The sequence below is a fragment of the Candidatus Zixiibacteriota bacterium genome (assembly GCA_040756055.1).
In the GTDB taxonomy this organism is placed as follows: domain Bacteria; phylum Zixibacteria; class MSB-5A5; order GN15; family FEB-12.
This window is the reverse complement of sequence record JBFLZR010000003.1, coordinates 311791-333204: the sequence shown is the minus strand read 5'-3', so window position 1 is coordinate 333204 and position 21414 is coordinate 311791. Positions and strand designations below refer to the sequence as shown.

At 52.7% G+C, this 21414-nt stretch carries 10 protein-coding genes; 7 read left to right on the top strand and 3 right to left on the bottom strand.

The features are described 5' to 3' along the window. Positions 1-28: 28 nt before the first annotated feature. The 3 genes from AB1483_07915 to AB1483_07905 are packed head-to-tail and all read right to left on the bottom strand — an operon-like array spanning position 29 to position 3498. Entirely contained in the window at positions 29-901 is an 873-nt protein-coding gene (locus tag AB1483_07915; GenBank protein ID MEW6412385.1) for a TIGR00730 family Rossman fold protein, read from the bottom strand. A 17-nt stretch (positions 902-918) separates the two neighbouring features. Then, on the bottom strand, positions 919-2304 hold the full coding sequence (locus AB1483_07910; GenBank protein MEW6412384.1) for an MBL fold metallo-hydrolase: 1386 nt from the start codon (positions 2302-2304) through the stop codon (positions 919-921). 51 nt (positions 2305-2355) lie between these two features. Next, positions 2356-3498, bottom strand: coding sequence for a 6-phosphofructokinase (locus tag AB1483_07905; protein MEW6412383.1), 1143 nt, complete (start codon positions 3496-3498; stop codon positions 2356-2358). Between the two features lie 227 nt (positions 3499-3725). Between AB1483_07905 and glgP the strand changes: the two genes are divergently transcribed. The 7 genes from glgP (at position 3726) to AB1483_07870 (ending at position 21396) form a co-directional block, all read left to right on the top strand. Next, positions 3726-6278, top strand: coding sequence for an alpha-glucan family phosphorylase (gene glgP / locus AB1483_07900; GenBank protein MEW6412382.1), 2553 nt, complete (start codon positions 3726-3728; stop codon positions 6276-6278). Between the two features lie 162 nt (positions 6279-6440). Continuing rightward, positions 6441-7946, top strand: a complete 1506-nt coding sequence (locus tag AB1483_07895; GenBank protein ID MEW6412381.1) for a pitrilysin family protein — start codon at positions 6441-6443, stop codon at positions 7944-7946. Positions 7947-7963: 17 nt separating this feature from the next. After that, positions 7964-10105, top strand: coding sequence for a pitrilysin family protein (locus AB1483_07890; GenBank protein ID MEW6412380.1), 2142 nt, complete (start codon positions 7964-7966; stop codon positions 10103-10105). 276 nt (positions 10106-10381) lie between these two features. Further along, entirely contained in the window at positions 10382-12760 is a 2379-nt protein-coding gene (locus AB1483_07885) for a S8 family serine peptidase (GenBank protein MEW6412379.1), read from the top strand. A gap of 387 nt (positions 12761-13147) precedes the next feature. Further along, on the top strand, positions 13148-15736 hold the full coding sequence (locus AB1483_07880; GenBank protein MEW6412378.1) for a hypothetical protein: 2589 nt from the start codon (positions 13148-13150) through the stop codon (positions 15734-15736). Between the two features lie 484 nt (positions 15737-16220). After that, positions 16221-18794, top strand: coding sequence for a hypothetical protein (locus AB1483_07875; protein MEW6412377.1), 2574 nt, complete (start codon positions 16221-16223; stop codon positions 18792-18794). Between the two features lie 10 nt (positions 18795-18804). Then, entirely contained in the window at positions 18805-21396 is a 2592-nt protein-coding gene (locus AB1483_07870) for a hypothetical protein (protein ID MEW6412376.1), read from the top strand. The last annotated feature ends 18 nt before the right edge of the window (positions 21397-21414 follow it).

Sequence of the window (21414 nt, the reverse complement as noted above, 5' to 3'; positions counted from 1 at the left end):
GCCTTGACTTATAAACTATCTCCCAACTTCAGATATTCTGACGCCTATTATTGTTCAGCTCGCTCTGGTAAAAATACCTGATATACTCCCAGGCGTCTTTAGCCGTATCGGCATAGACGAATAATTCGAGGTCCTTCTCCCCAATAGTGCCCTCTTCAACGAGATAATCGAAATCGATAAGCTTTTTCCAGTATTTCTCGCCGAACAGGACAATGGGCAACGGCTTGACTTTATGGGTCTGAACCAGCGTCAGCGCCTCAAAGACTTCGTCCATAGTCCCGTAGCCTCCGGGAAACGCCACAAGCGCTTTGGCCCGAAGCATAAAATGCATCTTGCGGATGGCAAAATAGTGAAATTGGAGACACAGCTCCGGTGAGATGTATGGATTCGGCCTCTGTTCCATCGGCAAGGTGATATTCAGCCCGATGGACTTGGCCCCGACATCATAGGCGCCGCGATTGGCAGCCTCCATGATACCCGGCCCGCCTCCGGTTACAACCACGAAATTGTGGTTGCCGGACATCTGACCCTCCACCGAAACCAGTCGCCCGAATTCGCGGGCTTCGTCATAGTACCACGACTTGGCCAGAACCGCCTTGGCCCTGCGAAGATCTGTTTTTATCTGGGCGTCATCGGGTTTGGCCGCCAGACGCTTCTCCAGGCGTGCCACATTGGCCTTGGCGATTGAAGGCTCCACTATTCTCGTACCACCGAAAACCACGATGGTCGAAAGGATGCCAAGTTCGGCAAAAAGAAGTTCCGGTTTCAGTAACTCAAGCTGTAACCTGACAGGCCGGCAGGATTCGGCGTCCATAAAATCGTTGTCATAATACGCAATCCGGTAAGCGGGGGATCTTTTCAGTTTCTCGACCATTTTTTCGCGGTCATTCTTATTCGGCATACCAGCCTGATTCCTTTCTACAGTTCTACAGTCTCGTGCAGGGCGGGGACGTAAGTATCCCAGCCCTTGATTTCCCTGAATTGCCTGGCCATCGCCTCCGATCGCAGCGGCTCCCCGTGATTGATGAAAACCTTTTTGGGGTGATTCTTCCACGGCTCGAGCCAGTGAAGCAGTTCATACGAATCAGCATGTCCGGACAGCCCCATCATGGTCACCATCTTGGCCTTCACCTCCACCGGTATCTTATGAATATAAACCATCTTTTCGCCCTCAAGCAAGCGTCTTCCGAGCGTTCCCTCGGCCATGTAACCGACCAGCGCTACTGTAGTTTTCGGATCGGGAAGGCGATTTATTAAGTGGTGCAAAATGCGACCGGCGGTCATCATTCCGCTCGCTGAAAGTATGATCGCGGGGCCTTTTATACGATTGAGTTTCTTGGACGACTTTCTCTTACGGTGGAGTTTTACGTTTCGGCCATAAAAAACGTTCTTCACGCGCCTCAAAGCGTCTGAGTTGATCTCGTGATACGATGAAAAACGCCGGTAAACATCGGTGACCCTCACGGCCATCGGCGAATCAATGTGAATCGGAATACTGGGGATGCGTTTCTGATCGATGAGAACATCGATAATATATGTCACCTGCTGCGTCCTGCCGACCGCGAAGGCCGGTATTAACAGCACGCTCTTGCGCCTTATTACCTCATCAATCACTTTGGCCATCTCAAAGAAAATGTCCTGAGGCTCGTGAACCTCTCCCCCATAAGTCGATTCACACACCAGGTAATCTGTCTGCGGGGGCGTGACCGGATCAATTATAAGCGGCGTCGCGTACCGACCAACGTCACCGGAAAACAGTATGGATGTCTTCTTCACGCCATCATCAAGTCCGAGTTCGACGCTCGCCGCGCCCAGAATGTGACCAACCGCATGAAAGCGGAACCTGATTTCGTCCCCGAGTTTCTTCCACCGATGGAACGCAACCGGCACGAAAAGGTCGAAAGTCTTTCTCGCATCATCGGTAGTATATAACGGCAGCGCCTTTTCATGACTCGTGGCCCGGCGCTTGTTTCTGAACTCCGCGTCTTCTTCTTGAATGTGCGCGGCGTCGAGCAGAAGAATCCTGGCAAGCTCAACGGTGGGCGCGGTGGCGAATATTTTCCCGCTAAAGCCCTGCCTGACCAGACGGGGAAGGTATCCGATATGGTCGATGTGAGCGTGAGTGAGAATTATCGCTTCAATGGAGGCCGGCTCGAAAGGCGGTGCTGCCCAATTCTGCTGACGCAGTACTTTGGGCCCCTGAAAAACCCCACAGTCAACCAGGAACCTGCGAGCGTTAACGGTAATTAAGTTCTTTGATCCGGTGACGACTCCGGCCGCCCCGTGAAATGAAAGTGTTATCAAATTAGTCTATCCGAAAACTGGCCCGGTCGCCATCAGAACGGCCGGCCAAACTCATTTCCTAAGTATCTCAGAATAAAACTCCTTGAACGGAACATCCGAGGGACCGCCGAGACATAGACCGAGCGATAGTGCGGTCTTGACCATGGGGTCATCTACCGTCACCAGACGGAGTTTACCGGCAACATCTTCCAATGGCACACAGTTCATTTGACCGTTTTTCAGCACAACCAGTTTTCCAAACTCGCCTCTGTCGACCATTTTGACCGCCTCGATTCCAAAACGGGTGGCCAGGATGCGATCATAGGCACTGGGCGAACCGCCTCGCAAAAGATGTCCGAGAATTGTCACGCGGCATTCGATGTTGGTCAACCCCTCAATCTGGGAAGCTACCTGGTGAGAAATACCACCGAGGCGGATAGCGTCGGGGGAGGTTTTGATTGTCCGGCTGACGACCATCTCGCCACCGATAGGCTTGGCCCCCTCGCCTACCACAACTATTGAGAACGTCTTACCCTGGGCGTTGCGATTGCGTACGGCATCGCAGATACCCTCTATATCGTACGGGAATTCCGGCATAAGGATAATATCGCCGCCACCGGCTATCCCGGAATACAGGGCGAGCCATCCGGCGTATCGACCCATCACCTCGACAATCATCACCCGATGATGCGATTGGGCGGTGGTGTGTATCTTATCGATAGCCTCGGTCGCGGTCACCACGGCTGAGTCAAACCCAAAAGTAACGTCGGTCCCGGCCAAATCGTTATCGATCGTTTTGGGAACGCCCACAACCGGCAAGCCTTTTTTGGCCATGCCGGCCGATGCCGCCATAGTACCGTCGCCGCCGATGGCAATCAGCGCATCAAGACCCAGCGCCTCGTAGTTGCGAACGGCCTGGCTGGAACGATCCAAATACACGTAATCATCGCCCTGAAGCACCGGATATTTGAAGGGGTCAGCCCGGTTGGATGTACCAAGGATTGTACCGCCCCGGGCCAGAATGCCCGAGACATTCCTGGAGTCAATCTCCATGAAGCGGTTTTCAATTAGCCCTTCGTAACCGTCCTTAAACCCTATAACTTCAAGTCCAAGTTCATTATCTGCTGCCTTGACAATCGCTCGTATGACAGCGTTCAGCCCCGGGCAGTCTCCACCACCCGTAAGCACCCCGATTCTCTTTTTTGGCTTTTTCATGTGGGCCAATGTACCCAAATTCGATACTCAAAAAAAGCTAAAAATTGATGTCAGCCTTTGAATTTAAAGGCGGTTATCTCCCCGCCGGACAAAGGACCGGCAAACAAATTTCGTTGATTGCCTGTTATCAAATATGACAATCCCGGCGGTTAAAATAATTGTTGATTTAGGCGATAATTAGATATACCTGTTAGCATCAATGACGGACCAGACAGTAAAGGACTCAAATGCGCGTTAAACAGTTTCTCGTACTGCCAAAACTTCCCGAACGAATCGCCCCGTTACATGAAATGGCGCAAAACCTCTGGTATTCCTGGAACTGGGATATCGTCAAGCTGTTCATTCGTCTAAACCCGGAAATGTGGGAGGAATGCTCCCAGAATCCGGTCGAAATGCTCTCCCGGCTGCCCCAAAAAACTCTGGAAAAGGCTGCCACCGATGAAGGTTTCCTGGCAAGCATGGACAGAGTGTACACCAAATTCAAAGCATATCTGCAGTCCAAAAAGTGGTTTGACGAGCATTACGCTAATATAGACAAAACCGCGGTAGCTTATTTTTCACTGGAATACGGCCTGGATACAGGCCTGCCGGTTTACTCCGGTGGCCTCGGGGTGCTTTCGGGTGACACGCTCAAGTCAGCCTCGGACCTCGGACTGCCGGTGGTGGCGGTTGGGCTTCTTTACCGCTACGGCTATTTCAGACAGTTTTTGTCCAGTGACGGCTGGCAACAGGAAAGATATGAGGAAAACGACTGGTACCACATGCCGGTGGAACTGGTTAAAGACGAAAGCGGTGAACCGCTCAAGGTAACTGTCCAATATGATGGCACTCCCGTCCGCATTCAGATATGGAAAGTAAAAGTCGGTGTCACTCCGCTCTTTCTGCTTGATACAAACATACCCGAGAACTCGTCCAAGTGCCGCGAGGTAACATCGGTGCTATACGGCGGTGACAAAGACATGCGCATCCGTCAGGAAATCGTCCTCGGCATAGGCGGCGTCAAAGCCCTCAGAGCCCTCGGTATCGAACCTCTGATCTATCACATGAACGAAGGTCATTCGTGGTTTTTGACTCTTGAGCGCATCAGACACCTGATGCAAGATAAAAACCTCTCATTCGAAGAAGCGTCGCAATATATCTGGTCCACCACGATTTTCACCACTCACACCCCGGTACCCGCCGGTAATGAACGTTTCGATCCGGTTCTGATTCACCGGTATCTCGGCAAATTCGTGACAGATCTGGGTATCAGCTGGAAAGACTTCATTTCCATCGGCCGGGTCATCGCGGGAGACGAACAGGAACCATTCTGTATGACGGTGGCCGCCCTGCGGTATTCCGCTTTTGCCAACGGGGTTTCAAAACTCCATGGCCGGGTATCCAGAGAAATGTGGCACAATATCTGGCCGGAAGTACCACGGGAAGAAGTCCCGATCACGGCAATCACCAACGGGGTTCATTCGTTCTCTTGGATATCGCACGACATGAAAGAACTGTACGAGTCCTATTTCGGTCACCGTTATCAGGAAAAACCGGGCGAACTCGAGATATGGAAAGAAGCATATAAAATACCCGACGCTGAACTATGGCGAATCCACAACCGTCGTCGCGAGCGCCTGATATTCTTCGCGCGCAAGCAACTCAAACGGCAACTGGCCCGACGAGGATCATCGCAGTTCCAGGTTCAAAGGGCCGACCAGACTCTCGACCCTCAAATTTTGACGATTGGATTTGCCCGACGCTTTTCAACATACAAGCGCGGCAATCTTATATTCTCGGACCTCAATCGCCTCGAGAAGATAATCAACAACGAGAGATTCCCGGTGCAGATGATTATCGCCGGGAAGGCGCATCCGCTCGACAATCCGGGTAAGGAAATTATAAAACAACTGGTAACATATGCATCCGAGGAACGCTTCCGCAATCGCATCATCTTTCTTGAAGATTATGACATCAACGTCGCTCGTTATCTGGTCCAGGGAGCGGATGTCTGGCTGAATAACCCCCGTCGTCCTCAGGAGGCCTCGGGAACATCGGGTATGAAAGCCGCCATCAACGGTGTTCTGAATCTGTCTGTTCTGGATGGGTGGTGGGTCGAAGGCTACGATGATTCGAACGGCTTCAAGATCGGTAACGGCGAGGAATACGAGAACGTGGAGACTCAGGATAAACTGGAGGCCGAACTACTGTATTCCACACTCGAACGAGAGGTCGTTCCGCTTTTTTATGATCGCAACGAGATCGGTTTGCCGGCCGACTGGATCGCCAAAATGAAAGCGACCATCCACATGGCTGGAGAGAATTTCTCCACTCACCGGATGGCTATTGAATATGTTGAGAAGTTTTACGTCCCGGCTCTCGGTTTCGCCAAAAAGCTGCGTGACAATGACTACGCCTTAACCCGCGAGGTAACCGGGTGGATGGGCAGAATGAACTCCAGCTGGGACAAAATTACTATAAAGGACGTTGAGACGCCCGAGGTCGGTGGCACTCTCTTCGTCGGTCAGCGATTCCCGATCAAGATCGATGTCGTGCTGGGAGAGATCAGGCCAGAAGATGTCTCTGTCGAGGTGGTGGCCGGAAAACTCAATTCACAGGAACAAATTCTGGATTACCAACCGCAGCCGACCACTTTCAGCGGCGGTGAAAATGGAGTCTATTCGTTTACGGGCGAGGTCGTAGCTATGGAATCCGGACGATTCGGCATCACCGCCCGCATCATACCGAAAAACGACAATCTCCCCCACACTATCAAGCCCAAGATGATCAGCTGGTGGTAGACGCGCCTCTGTCGTCTGCTTCTGTCAAAACGCATCCAAAATGGTCCACTCATCCGCCTTGTTTTCTCGGCAAGGCAGAGTAATCTCTTGACACGACCGCTCCGCGCGATTTAATTCGTTGGTAAATTACCTGTAAATCGCTCGATGATATAGGAGGAATTGATGAGCAAAATCTCTTCAAGAGTCCTTGTCCTCACTTTGTGTGTTTTCCTGTTCTCAACTCCGCTTGCCGTCGGTTTCGACTTCTCCGAACTCGAAAATTCGGTAAGCGAATTTGAACTCGAAAACGGACTCAAGATTATTGTGATGGAGCGCCACGACGCCCCGGTGGCGTCGTTTGTCACCTTCGTCAACGTTGGTGGTGTCAATGATCCGAAAGAGTACACCGGAATGGCGCACATGTTCGAACACATGGCTTTCAAAGGCACCACCACACTGGGTACCAAAGACCTCAAGAAGGAACTCAAGGCCATGGCGGTTGAAGATTCCATTTGGTACGAACTGAGATCGGAACGCAAAAAGGGACGTTTTGCCGACTCAACGCGCCTGGCCCAACTGACCGAGGACTTCAATAAAGCCATTGAAGACGCCCGCCAATATGTTGAACCCAATAAGTTCGACCAGATCATGGAATCGCAGGGCGCGGTAGGTCTGAACGCCGGCACCGGCAAGGACCAGACCATTTATTTGATGAGCCTGCCCTCGAACAAGGTCGAGTTGTGGATGGCGATGGAATCGGAGCGTTTTCGCAATCCAGTGCTTCGCGAGATGTACCGCGAGCGCGACGTCATCGCCGAAGAACGCCGTCAAACTCTCGAAAACAATCCCATTATGAGAACACTCTGGGGCCTGATGGCAACCGCTTATCAGGCTCATCCCTACGGCATTACAATAGTCGGGCATATGTCAGACATTCAGAACTATACCCGCGACGCTGCTAAGGATTATTTCGACAAATATTATGTACCATCGAACATGATTGTATCGATAGTCGGCGATGTAGAGCCTGATAAAATATTTAAGCTGGCGCAGAAGTACTGGGGCAGCATCCCAGGCAAACCCAAACCTGAATCGCTGGCGACCGTTGAACCGGAGCAGAAAGGCGAACGTCGAATTGAGCTGGAAGATCCATCACAGCCTCTATTCGCGACCGGCTGGCACGTTCCGGAAGAGACGCATCCCGATTGGCCGGCCGTGTCGGCCCTTGCTGACTATTTCGGTCAGGGACGCACATCACTCCTTTACAAAAATCTTGTAAAAGAAAAAAAGATAGCCGCTCAGGCGGGCGTGATGCTTGGCTGGCCCGGAACAAAGTACCCATGCATGATGATCGCCTACGCCGTTCCATCACCCGAACACAACCCCGATGAGTGCGAAGAGCAGGTGTTTTTCGAAGCCGAACGGTTAAAAAATGAACCAATACCGGTCGAAGAGATTGAAAAGATCAAAGCCAGAGCAAAGGCCGAATTAATAAATGGCCTCGATAACAACATGGGCCTGGCCATCCGTCTGGCCGGATATCAAAACGACTATGGGGATTGGCGGGAACTCTTCAGACAGCTCGATAGAATCAACGCGGTCACGCCCGAAGACGTGCAGCGGGTGGCGCAAAAGTATCTCACCAAACAAAATCGGACCGTTGCCGTTTTGAGAACCCAGGGAAGTTAATCGGGAGTTGAAATCAAATGAAAACAATATACAGCACATTACTGGCGGTCGGTCTTCTGTCCCTTTTTGCCGGATGCCCGATTGGCGCCCAGAACGTGGAAGGTCTGAAATATCCACCCTTGAATCAGCTCACCGTGCCGGAAGTACAGAAAGTGACTTTGGACAATGGCATGCAGTTGTACCTGCTTCAAGACAAGTCTCTGCCGGTTTTCAATGTCAGTGCCCGCATCAACTGCGGAGAGTATCTTGAACCTGCTGACAAAGTGGGACTGGCCAATATTTGCGGCATGGTCATGCGAACCGGCGGCACAGCGAAGTGGACCGGTGATCAAATCGACGAAATGCTGGAAGGCATCGGCGGAAGAGTGGAAACCGGCATCGATGTCACCTCGGCTGGGGCATCGATAAATGTTCTCAGTGAATACACCGACCTCGCCCTCGAAGTCCTCGCTGAGATCTTGCGGCGACCGGTCTTTAACGAGGATAAGATCGATCTGGCCAAAATGCAGCATCGCACCGGGATCGCACGCCGCAACGACGAAATAAGCACGGTAGCCCGACGAGAATTCTTGAAACTCATTTACGGCGCCGATTCCCCTTACGCCAGACACACTGAATATGCCACTATCAACACCATCACGCGCGATGATCTCGTCGCCTTTCATGATCGCTATTTCAAACCGGAAAACGTTCAGCTCGCTGTCTGGGGCGACATAGACGCCGACACAATGATTGAGCAGATAAAAAAGTATTTTGGCGACTGGCAACGCGGCTCGGAGCCTGTTCCTCCCCCGCCCGCAGTGAACTATGAATATCGCAGTAAGGTCTTCTACGCGGAAAAGACGGATGTCGAGCAGGCATATATCAGAATCGGGCATATCGGCGGGCTGGCCACCGACCCCGACTACGCCGACCGGATCGTCATGAGCAGCATCCTGGGCGAAGGCTTCGGAAGCCGCCTGACCGATGCCGTACGCACAAAACTGGGGCTGGCCTATTCGACCGGCGGTCGCTACATATCGAACTTCGGCTATCCCGGATATTTCTTCGCGATGGCCGCCACCAAACCCCAGAGCGCCCTTCAGGCTACACGGGAAATGCTCACTCAGATCAAATCTATGTTAACGGATCCGCCGACCGAACCTGAAATGAAAAAAGGCAAAGACGGATATTTGAATTCGTTCGTTTTCAATTTCGACAGCCGTCGCGAGGTGCTCGACCGGATGATGACCTACGACTTCTACGGCCTGCCTGAAGATTTTCTCCAACAGGAAAAAATGAAAGTCGAAAGTGTTACACCCGAGGCCGTGCAAGCCGCCGCTAAAACCAATATCCGCCCCGATGAAATGATCGTCCTCGTTGTCGGCAACGCCGCCCAGTTCGATGAACCGCTGGAAAACCTCGGCCTTGGCCCGGTCGATACCATCGATATAACCATCCCATCCGGCGAGGTCAAAAAGGAAGTCCTAAAAAACGATGAAAATCTCGACAAGGGAACCGCTCTTCTCATGAAGGCAATTGAAACTGCCGGAGGTCTGGCGAACTTCAAGAAAGTCCAGTCAACCTCAATCAACGCCACCATTACCGTCAGTTCGCCGCAGGGTGAGATCGCCCTGCAATACGAAACCGCCAACGTCTATCCACAGCAGTCTCGGAGCGTCATATACATGATGGGACAGCCGTTCTACGACATACGCAACGGGACCGAGGGCTGGAAAACGGGCGAAACCGGTGAAGTCGTGCCTATGACCGAAGAGGATATTGCGGATAATCGCAAGGAACAAAAACGCGATTTCATCTATATCTTCAGCCAAGCCGACCATCCTTATTATGAGGCGGTTTACGACGGTCCCGACATTTCGATTGATGACGTGTATATCGAATATGTCGCCATCAGCGATGAAGACGGCGACCAGTTGTGTCGTCTGGGGATTGGCAAAGACGGCCAGTTGGTCTGCAAGGCATACTACGGCCCCACTCCCTTTGGACCGGGATTGGTGGAAGAAACATACTACGAGTGGACCGAAGTCGACGGTATAAAAGTTCCGATGAAACTGAAGCGCACGTTCAACGGACAGGATTTCGGCTCTACGGTTGTTTCGGAATTCCTGGTGAATCCTCAGTTGAACTCTGATTTGTTTGCCCGGCCCACACCATAGATTTGTTCTTCCAACAGATAAGAGCCGGCTCAACGAGCCGGCTCTTTTATTTAGAGAAACAATCTTTTCTATTCATCGCCTATTATGACCGATATTTGCCTGTTTCATCGAACCCTCTCCCTATCCCCCTAACTACATAACTGCTTATTTTGTCATAGCTTACAAGACACACCTGACGCCGCCGCAATTTATGGTTGCTAAAACGAAGTTTTATTTTATCTTGTTTGGGTACATCTGAATACGACGAACATAACTCTTCAATAAAAAGGTCTCGATATGAAGCCACAGCAATTTCACCGACTGAGTACCTCACTGTTATTGTTGTTTGCTCTATTTTTGACTGCCGCAAGCCTTCACGCAAAGGACAATTCGCTCAAAAGACGCGTTGTCGCTCTGCCGACGGATCAGTCCGATGTTTTCGACGCGGAAAGCGACAAAATCGTTTTCAAAATCCGAGAGGGACTTGGCCAGCCGGTCTTAAACCAAGGACGCTTCGACCGAACCGGCACGGCTTGGAACAGCTTGAACGCGTTACTGGCCTCATCCGACCGCGCTGCCGGCGTGTCGCCACGCTTCCAGATGGACAAGTCTGCTCTTGACAGGATGCGCCAAGAAGGTTCTCGCCGGGCCGGAATCAGCCTTCCTGACCTGACGCTGTATTATGAAATTGATATCCCGGCATCGGCATCGCCTCAGGAACGCCTGGCATTGCTTAAACAGATTCGCGGCTTGGACATTGTTGAAGTAGCCTATTTTGCACCCAGACCGGAGGTCGCCAGCATAGAGGTAACATCGTCTTTGACTCCGGCCTGGGAATCGGGACAGTATTATCTGCAGGCGGCTCCTACCGGTATCGATGCCTACTATGGGTGGGGACTTCCCGGCGGTCATGGCGAGAATGTCAAAGTCATCGACATCGAGGGAAACTGGATTCAGACGCATGAGGATTTGCACGGCGGAACGGATGACTTTCATATCGCGGGTGCCTTAATAGATGACCCAGGATGGTGGAACCACGGCACGGCCGTTCTGGGAGAAATCGCCTCCGACTCAAACGATTTTGGCATGACCGGCATAGCCTACAATGTTGACCTCGGCACTGTTTCCATTGGCTCAATGACCACAGCCAACGCGATAACCACAGCTACGGCCAATTGTGTGGAAGGCGACATTATTCTCATCGAGCTGCACGCCCCCGGGCCACACTATGATTTCCAGGTTCGTTCCGACCAGCGCGGGTATGTTGCAATGGAATACTGGCAGGAGAATTTCGACGCCATCCTGACCGCGTCCGCTCTCGGCCGGATAGTTGTCGAAGCCGGAGGAAACGGAGCGGAAAACTATGACGACACTTCAATCTACGACAGCCTTTTTTATCCCGACTATCGGTTTTCCGGCGCCATTATGGTAGCCGCCTCCGATGAAAACCACGTGCCGGCGTCTTTCACGAACTATGGAATACGTCTCGATGTACACGCGTTCGGAACCTGGAACGTATTCACCCTCGGCTACGGTGACCTGTACGGAACCACACCGGATGACTACTATACCGCCGAGTTCGCCGGCACCTCCAGCGCGTCGCCCATAATCGTGGGCGCATGCGCCGTGCTGCAGGGAATAAACAAGGCGGCTCACACAACGACTCTCGATCACAACGGAATGCGTGCCCTCCTGACATCGTACTCCACCCCGCAGGCTTTAAGTTCTAAAAACATCGGACCGCTTCCGGATCTAAGGGGATCAAGTGATGCGGTCTTCGGCGTGTCTTTTACCTCCAGCGTGACCAGCGGCTGGGCTCCCCTTGGTGTCGACTTTTTCGGCTCCTCGGGACTTGCGGTTGATAGTTGGTCATGGAACTTCGGCGATGGTGGCACCGCCGCAGTACAAAATCCAGCCCACACCTATAACACCGCTGGCATTTTTGATGTCACGCTCGAGGTCATGTCGGGCGGCGAGCCGCACACCATGACCAAGCTGGATTATATGATCGTCCTGGCCGACACCATGAAAGCAGGCACAGACGGCGCGGCGCCCGGTGAGCAGGTGGAGATCGTCATCACCGCCAACAACACCGTACCCGTTCATTACTTCAAGATTCCGGTGGAGTTCCCCGGAGATCTGGCCGTTACTTTCGACTCCTTCTCCACTGTCGGTTGTCGCACGGAATATTTTGAACAGCAGGATTATCTGCACTATGACGTATGGTTCGGCAAGCGTTTCACGCTCAGGCTCATTGCCTCCAACGTAGGGACATCCCCGGATCTGGCCCCGGGTACGGGAGACATCCTGAAATTGTACTGGACCATCCCCGCGGCCGCCGTGGAAGGCCAAACGGCCACAGTGCGACTCGGTGGCTATGAAGCCTATCTGCCGGAGTATCAGTCCGATATTCTGGACTATACGGTACCCACCGAAAGCGGCGAAATATCGGTCGTATTGACGTGCTGCCAGCTACGCGGCGACATCGACCACAACGGTGTTCTGGATCCGCTGGACGTGACGTATTTCGTAAACTGGATGTGGAAGGGCGGCCCGGACGTTCCGTGTCCCGAGGAATGTGATAACAACGGCGACGGGGAAATTGATCCGCTCGATCTTACATATCTGGTCAATTACATATGGAAGGCGGGACCGGCCCCGGAAGTCTGCCCTTAGGTGCCCGTTGAAACGCCTCTCCGCTGTCGTGTCAGGTCATAATTTCTGCTTGCAGAAATTATGACCTGACACCTTAGTCCAAGAGCTGCACAAGCGTCAGATCACATACATCTGCTAAGCGGATTTACAGGACCTGCCGCAACCAGGCACGAGGACTTTATCAGCACGCCCTCAGAGGCGGACCACCACAATGACAGAATTGACAATCATACGGCCGGCTTAACTTTCAACAATCCGCAAGGCAGCCCAAAGCAGAAAACCATTGCACCGGACTGCCCTGCCAGCTATATTTGACGTTTTCAAAAAATAGTAGGCGAAGAAACTATAAAACACCTGCACATCCATGAACGTCTCTTGGAAAAACAACTCGACTCGGGGGGATGAGCAATGACAGCCAGACGATCCTGCACGCTAGCCTTGACACTTCTGATATTCACCGGCTCGGTTTCGGGCAGGGCCTTGTACGACGAACACGCCAAGGCCAACGACCTCACCCTTTCGGCGTCCACTCCGGCCTACGGGGCCGTCGGGCACCACGTCGGACGAATGGTACTAGCCATCAACAACAACGGCACGTTTGGCACGGGCTTCTCGGTATCCTCGATCGACGTAATCACCGGCGAGCAGCTCCTGGACTGCGAATATCCCAAAGGCTCCAACACCAGATATCTGTATGCCGGATCCTTCTGGATCGGAGCTGTCGTCGGTCGTGACACCTTGGTCTCGACTGCTGCGACGGGATGGTCGTGGGTTCGCGAGTTCTCTCCCGACCCGTCGCCTTTCGGTGACATCATCAAGCGATCCATTAGCTCACTCGATGCCAGCCAGAGACAAGGCGCCGTGTCGGAGGAAGACTATATCATGATGTACACCGATACGGTCGTGGCCGGCACCGGTAACGATCTGGACGGTCGGACACACATCCCTTTGAACATAGAAGTCAGCCAGCGTTCTTATGCCTGGTCGTATTCGTACGCTGAGGATTTCGTTCTTTTCGACTATACGGTCCGCAACATTGGCGAGTCGCAACTCCGCAATGTCTATATGGGAATATATGTCGATGCCGATGTTTATTTCGGCCAGAGTTCTACGGGAGGGGGCTATGCGGACGATATCTGTGGCTTTATTGAAGCCTCACCGCGTTACTATGGTGGCTGCCTTTTCTGGGACACGGTAAACATAGCCTGGATAGCGGATAACGACGGCGACCCCGTCGGCGGTGTCTTCGGAGAAGAGTCCGTTCCCAATGTCACCGGAACGCGCATTATACGCACACCTGCCGACAGCCTCGATGTCTCGTTTAACTGGTGGGTAAGCAACACCTCCGCTCCGTTGGATTTCGGTCCGAGGGAGCGAAGCGAAGTCGGCCGCTGGCCGGAAGAATTTCGCGATTTTGGCACCGGGGGGTTGGGCACTCCCGAAGGTGATCGCAATAAATATTATATAATGCGCAACATGGAATTCGACTACGACCAGGTCCACACCGCCACTATCGGCGCTACGGACCCACTATGGCTCTATCCGGTTCAGTCACTGGCCTACAATGTCGCCGATGGTTTCGATACCAGGTACCTTCTATCCTTTGGGCCATTCGATATTGAGCCGGGCGAGCGCCTGCCGATCTCATTCGCCTATATTGCCGGAGAGAATTTCCACACCGACCCGGCAAACATCGACAACCTTCCTCTCAGCCCGGATCGGTATTACGACAACATCGGCTTTTCCGACCTCGGCCTTAACGCCGCCTGGGCCGGACGCATTTATGACAACCCTGGAATCGACACCGATGGCGATGGCTACGCCGGCAAAGTGCGCCTGTGCTGCTCCGATTCAGTGGCAATAAGTCTCGAAGACATACTGGATACACTCACCACGCAAGAATGGGACCCTAATGTATGCGAGATGATCTGGTATGAGGGCGACGGCGTACCTGACTTTCGCGGCGCCTCGCCCCCGCCGCCACCGCTCTTCTGGCTGGAACCTACCACCGGCGCCATACGCGTGCGAATAAACGGACAGCGCTCGGAAACATCCAAAGACGTCTTCTCGGGCGTCTGTGACTTCGAGGGATATCGCGTCTATATCTCCCGCGATGACAGGCAGACCAGTTACAGCCTGATCGGTTCCTATGATCGACAGGACTATAATAAACTGGTTTGGACCGGCGAAACTTATGAGTTGTTCGACATACCGTTCTCCTTGGATTCGCTGCGCTGCCTTTACGCTCTCTCCTGCGACGACAGTACCTTCGAGCCGACATCTTACACCCGTGTGAATCCGTACCGTCATCCGCTGTTTCCCGATTCATTGTTCATCTTTGAAGCTCAGGACTTCAATTGCGCGGTCTTCGGTGAATCATCACCGATTCGCAAGATTTACCCGGATCAGCCCTATCCCTCGAGCCTGAACCCCGACTCAGCTCGTGCGGATGAGGTAACCGCTGATGGCTACCTGAAATATTTCGAATACGAAGTATTCATTGAGAATCTCCTTCCAACCGTTCCGTACTATGTCAATGTCACCGCGTTCGACTTCGGTTCGCCGGAGGCCGAATTGGAATCGCTGGAAAGCTCCGTGACCATCGGCGCTCAGGTGGCTTATCCCGACGTCACAGCCTTGGAAGCCGAGCAAAAAAACCTGAAGGTATATGTATACCCCAATCCCTATCGCAGCGATGCGGACTACCGAGACCTCGGATTCGAAGGCCGCACGCAGACGGACCGGCCTGACGACCGGGTGCGAGCTATACACTTTGCGAACTTACCTGCAAGGTGCACGATAAAGATTTATTCCCTTGATGGCGACCTTGTCCGAGAGCTGGAGCATGATGTCAATCCTTACGACCCCACCGCATCTCATGAGACCTGGAACCTTATTACCCGCAACACGCAAATGGTCGCCTCGGGACTCTATTACTGGACAGTGGAGTCACCCGGCCGCGAGACTCAGGTCGGCAAGCTCGTAATCATAATGTAATCAACAGGATACAGCGGTCGGCCGGTTTGTACCGCTGGCGTCAGGGACTTTCTTTCAATCGTCAGCCAACACCACCAAATTATATCCTGTTTAGGGCGTAGCATTTGCGCAGGCTAAGCTCTGTATGTTGTTATTTCACACTCTTTTTTGTGAGATTCAACTAATCATTTTTCACGATAAGTTCGTCAGTACGGTGGTACTCGGAGAATGCGACGTAAATCGCATGGATGTCTTTGCCTGAGACTAAGCAGCACGTAGACTCGGAAAAAGCGTAAGCGTTCTGAAATCAGGCAGATAAGGGCTCCGGGGAACTTAGCTCAAGAGAGGAATCGTGGCTAATTTTTTCAGCAAAATAGCTTGCCTACGCTGCTACAATTTCGTACTTTTACCGCTTAATATTCGCTGCAAGTTTAGTCTGGTTCCCTTGAACCATACAAGAGGATGAATATCAGTTTTATAACTTTCAAACCAGAGTGTAAGGGTCATGATGACTAGGAACATCTTTAAAACTATTTTTCTGTTTCTTGCGATTAGCCTTCTATTCACTCAGGCTGTATTCAGTCGAGCGGCTTATGACAAGAACACCGCCAAGGATCTTTATAACAGCCTCTCCGCAATCGACCAGCCTGCTTATTGTATTGTCTCGCAGGATGTTGGCAAAATAGCGCTGGGTGTGAACAACAACGGCACCCTGGGAACCGGCTGGGCGGTCGGCGGCACGGAAGACTGTATCACGGGTGATGTGGTGCGTTCGTGCGAGTACCCGAAAAATTCAAACGTTGAATACCTGTTCGCAGCATCATTCTGGATCGGCGCGGTCATAGGGCGCGATACGCTGGTATCAACCGGCGCCGATGGCTGGACAACTGGTTGTTGCGAGGAATTCCGGCCCGATGTCTTCGGCCTGGGCGACATGATCTATCGCACCCTTCGCGAACCTGAAAGCCCCGATCTGTACAACGGCGCTATTTCCGAAGAAGACTACATAGCCAGGTACTCCGACACCTTTCCGTTCGTAGGGCAGAACACATGGGGCGGTGAACTTCACACACCATTGAACATTGAAGTTACCCAACGGTCGTATGCCTGGTCTTACTCCTACGCCGAGGATTTTGTACTGTTTGACTACGAAGTGAAAAACATCGGTAACTCCACCATCAAGGCCGCCTACATGGGCTTCTACAACGATAGCGATGTCGGCTGGACAGGCGTACAGGATTACCACACTGACGATATCTGCGGTTTCCGAGAGACTTTTGTCTCCACATACGAAGATGTCTGTCAGTTCGAAGACACCGTAAACCTGGCCTATATCGTGGATAACGACGGAGACCCGGTCGGCGGTGCGTTTACCGATGAGTCATGCCCTCATGTCACCGCCATGAGAATTGTCCGTACCCCCGGAGATTATCCGGAAGTCTCCTTCAACTGGTGGATTTCCAACGGCGCCGCCCAGTTTGACTACGGTCCACGCGAACGCGAAGGAGTGGGAGCATGGGAAGAGGATTTCAGAGATTTCGGTACCGGCGGCCTCGGAACACCTGAGGGCGATCGGAACAAATACTATCTGTTGCGAAACCGCGAGTTCGACTTTGACCAGATCCGGGTGGCAGCAGTCCAGCCTACTGATCCAATCTGGTCCTTTCCTTCTGGAATCGACGTTGCCAACGTATCCAACGGTTTTGATACCCGGTATCTGTTGTCCTTCGGACCGTTCGATATCGAACCGGGGGAGAAACTGCCGATATCATTCGCTTATGTGGCCGGTGAAAACTTCCATCAGCTTCCCACAAATGGAGCTTTTCTGGAATCGGGAAGTTATAACCCAGACACGTACTACGACAACCTGAACTTCGCCGACCTGGCGCTCAACTCGACTTGGGCTTCCAGAGTTTATGATAACCCCGGGCTGGACACCGATGGCGATGGCGACTCCGGAGCGGTACGAACCTGCTGCTTTGATGAAGCCCAGACTCAGTGTGAAACTTTCTGGTACAAAGGCGATGGCAAGCCTGACTTCCAGGGCGCTTCCCCCCCGCCCCCGCCGGATTTCTGGCTTGAGTCCTCCGTCGGGTCAATCCGGGTTCGTTTCAACGGAACCAAGACTGAGACAACAACCGATGTTTTCTCGAGGATTGTAGATTTCGAGGGATACCGCGTTTATGTGGGCCTGGACCAACGTGAGAGCAGTTTTGGAGTTGTAGCATCCTATGACATTGAGGACTACAATAAATTGGTCTACAACCCCAACAAACTGCCTGAGGCCGGGTATGAGCTCAGAGACATACCGTTTACAATTGACTCGCTACGGATACTCTACGGTGATGATTTCACGCCTCTCTCTTACTCCATCGCGCAACCCTACAGAATGCCGGGATTTCCGGACTCCATGTTCTACTTCACCCCGCAGGATTACAATGTATCCGAACTTGGAGTGAGCACGAGAATCGAGAAAGTATATCCCGACCAGCCCTATCCATCAAATCTCGACCCGTCGCTGGCCGACCCGGACGAGCTTACCGAAGAAAGCTTGCTGAAATATTTCGAATACGAATTGACCATCGACAGCCTGCAGCCAACCATCGAGTGGTGGGTAAATGTTACCGCCTTCGACTTTGGCTCACCGGAATCCGGGCTTCAGGCTCTCGAATCAGCCAAATCTGCCGGTGCGCAGGCCGCTTATCCGCTGGCCTCATCGAGCGAGGTCGCCGCCAGAGGGCTGAAAGCCTATGTATACCCCAATCCGTATCGAGGGGATGCTGATTACCGCGAGCAGGGGTATGAAGGTAGAATGGATGCCGACCGTCCCGATGATCGCGTTCGAGAGATTCATTTTGCCAATCTGCCGCCCAAGTGCACCATCAGCATATATACGCTCGACGGAGATTTAGTGCGTCAACTGGAGCATGACAAGAGTCCGGACGATCCGGAGGCCTCCCATGAAATCTGGAATATGATAACCCGCAATACCCAGATGGTTGCCTCGGGCCTGTATTATTGGGTCGTCGAGAGTGAAGACGGCGAGGCTCAGGTCGGGAAACTTGTCATCATTATGTAACTACATCTTTATGTACAGATTTTTTGCGGTAAAGACCCGCCAACAGCTCGTCTTGTTGGCGGTCTTTGCCTTAGCGACATCCAGCATTTTCGGCCGCGACGTGGTATCCAAAGTGCCTACGACGAGAACCATACCTCTTTCGTCGTACGAGAATCCGGTAATTCAGTACTCCGCCCACAGCCGCGGCAACATGCAGCTGATAATCGGCAACAATGGGACTTTCGGAACCGAAGGAACCGCCAAAGAGGACCCCTTCACCGGCGAGCAGATAACATCCTGTGTTTACCCGAAATACAGCGATTTGGTGTATTTGTGGGTGGCGGCTCTCTGGGTAGGCGCTGTTGTGGGACGCGACACGGCGGTATCGTGCGGCAATGAAGACTGGTACAACACAAAAGAATTCTGGCCCACTGAATCGTGGCGCGGCCAGTACGAACATAAAGGTGGTTTCCAATATCTCACTATTGATCCAAGCAACGCCTATTATTCCGATGACGCATATTCCGAACAGGATATAATCTGTATGTATGACGACACGCGCACGGATGTATCCATCGTCGGCGTCGACCCGTTTGACAATCTACCGCACCGCCCCCTCGGCATTGAAGTCACCCAGCGCTCGATGGCCTGGAGTTACGACTATGCCGATGACTTCATACTCTTCGACTACAAGGTGGAAAATATCGGCACCGAGAGATTAACAGACGTGTATATGGGGATATGGATCGACGGAGATGTCTGGCACGTATTGAACAAGGATGCCAATCACTGGACCGATGACATTGTCGGTTTTAAGCACACCTGGGATGTTGATGAGGTATGCCCCTACACTGATACGATTAACATCGCCTATCACGCAGATAATGATGGAGACCCGACTTCCGGCGCGTGGGACGCCATGTCAGTGCGACCGATTCTGGGTGTCAAGGTGGTAAGAACACCATCGGACTCTCTGAGCTATTCCTACAATTGGTGGGTCTGGAATTTCAGTGACGGTTCCAGAGACTGGGGGCCCAGAAGGGCGGGTACAGAAGAAGACCCCTTTCGCGATTTCGACTACAGCTTGGGAAGTCCACGGGGTGACAAGAATAAGTACTACATCCTGAGACACCAGGAGTTTGACTACGATCTGCTGTTCACAGCCGTTGATCATACGCAGGAAGGCTGGTTGTCTCCCCCGGAAGGTGCTGATAACTATGCCGACGGTTTCGATGTGCGCAACCTTCTGTCCTTTGGCCCCTTCGATATCGAACCGGGAGAGGTGCTTCCGATAACATTCGCCTGGGTCGGAGGAGAGGATTTTCATGTCGGGCCCACGGATTTCGACGACAACTGGGATCCGTATCAACCGACGCGTTATTACAACAAACTGGATTTCTCCTCGGTTGTTGAGAACGCTCGATGGGCATCGTGGATATATGACAACCCCGGCGTTGACACCGACGGTAACGGTTATCGTGGCAAATACAGAACCTGCTGCACCGATACTGTAATGACGGACACCGGCATAGTCTACCAGGGCTGTGACACGACATTCTATGAGGGCGACGGTGTGCCGGACTTTCGCGGCGCTTCTCCGCCGCCGCCTCCGGAGTTCTGGCTGCATCCTTCTGTCGGTTCCATCAAAGTAAGGTTTAACGGCCGGCTGTCTGAAATTACCGGAGACCACTTCACCGGTGATCTCGACTTCGAGGGCTATCGCGTGTATATAGGACGCGATGAACGGGCAACCAGCTACAGCCTCGTCGCATCATACGATCGAGAAGACTTCACCAAGTTCGTCTACAACGCCACCTACGATGCCTGGGAAGTGTTTGACACGCCATTCAGCCTTGAGCAACTGCAGCAGTTATACGGCGATCCGATCGGACAGCCTGAATTCGACCCTCTCGCCTATACCCGCGTATCGCCATACCAGCATCCGTATTCGCCCGACTCGCTATTCTTCTTCGTGAGACAGGATTTCAACCAGTCCGAATTCGGCGTAACCACGCCGATCCGCAAGATTTACCCGGACCAGCCTTATCCGTCATCGCTGTACCCGGAACTCGCCGAAGAGGACGAACTCACGGAAGACGGGTACCTCAAGTATTTCGAATACGAAATGGAGATTGACAATCTCCTGCCCACGATACCGTACTACGTGAACATTACGGCATTCGACTTCGGCTCGCCCGAAGTGGGATTGGGGGCCATGGAAAGCTCAATCACTATCGGCGCCCAGACCGCCTATCCGCTTACGGCCGTAGATGAAGTGGAGGAGCAAAACCTCAAAGTTTATGTCTACCCCAATCCGTATCGGGCGGACCAGAACTATGACGGTGATGGGTTTGAGAATCGTGACGGTACCGAGGCCGCCTCACGCATGAGACGCCTTCATTTCGCCAATCTGCCCAGGGTCTGTAAGATATATATCTATTCGCTCGATGGCGACCTTGTTCGCGAGTTGGATCACAACTATCCCGATGGTGGCCCGGAGGCGATGCACGACACATGGAATCTGATCACCCGTAACACACAGGCGGCGGTAAGCGGCCTGTACTACTGGGTTGTGGAGTCCGAGCACGGCACCCAGATGGGTAAATTCGTCATAATACGCTAGCATCTTACAAACGTAGGG

Bases quoted from the DNA above. Each gene is read 5' to 3' on its own strand.
- AB1483_07915 (MEW6412385.1), bottom strand. From the start codon at position 901: ATGCCGAATAAGAATGACCGCGAAAAAATGGTCGAGAAACTGAAAAGA.
- AB1483_07905 (MEW6412383.1), bottom strand. From the start codon at position 3,498: ATGAAAAAGCCAAAAAAGAGAATCGGGGTGCTTACGGGTGGTGGAGAC.
- glgP (MEW6412382.1), top strand. From the start codon at position 3,726: ATGCGCGTTAAACAGTTTCTCGTACTGCCAAAACTTCCCGAACGAATC.
- AB1483_07895 (MEW6412381.1), top strand. From the start codon at position 6,441: ATGAGCAAAATCTCTTCAAGAGTCCTTGTCCTCACTTTGTGTGTTTTC.
- AB1483_07890 (MEW6412380.1), top strand. From the start codon at position 7,964: ATGAAAACAATATACAGCACATTACTGGCGGTCGGTCTTCTGTCCCTT.
- AB1483_07885 (MEW6412379.1), top strand. From the start codon at position 10,382: ATGAAGCCACAGCAATTTCACCGACTGAGTACCTCACTGTTATTGTTG.
- AB1483_07880 (MEW6412378.1), top strand. From the start codon at position 13,148: ATGACAGCCAGACGATCCTGCACGCTAGCCTTGACACTTCTGATATTC.
- AB1483_07875 (MEW6412377.1), top strand. From the start codon at position 16,221: ATGATGACTAGGAACATCTTTAAAACTATTTTTCTGTTTCTTGCGATT.
- AB1483_07870 (MEW6412376.1), top strand. From the start codon at position 18,805: ATGTACAGATTTTTTGCGGTAAAGACCCGCCAACAGCTCGTCTTGTTG.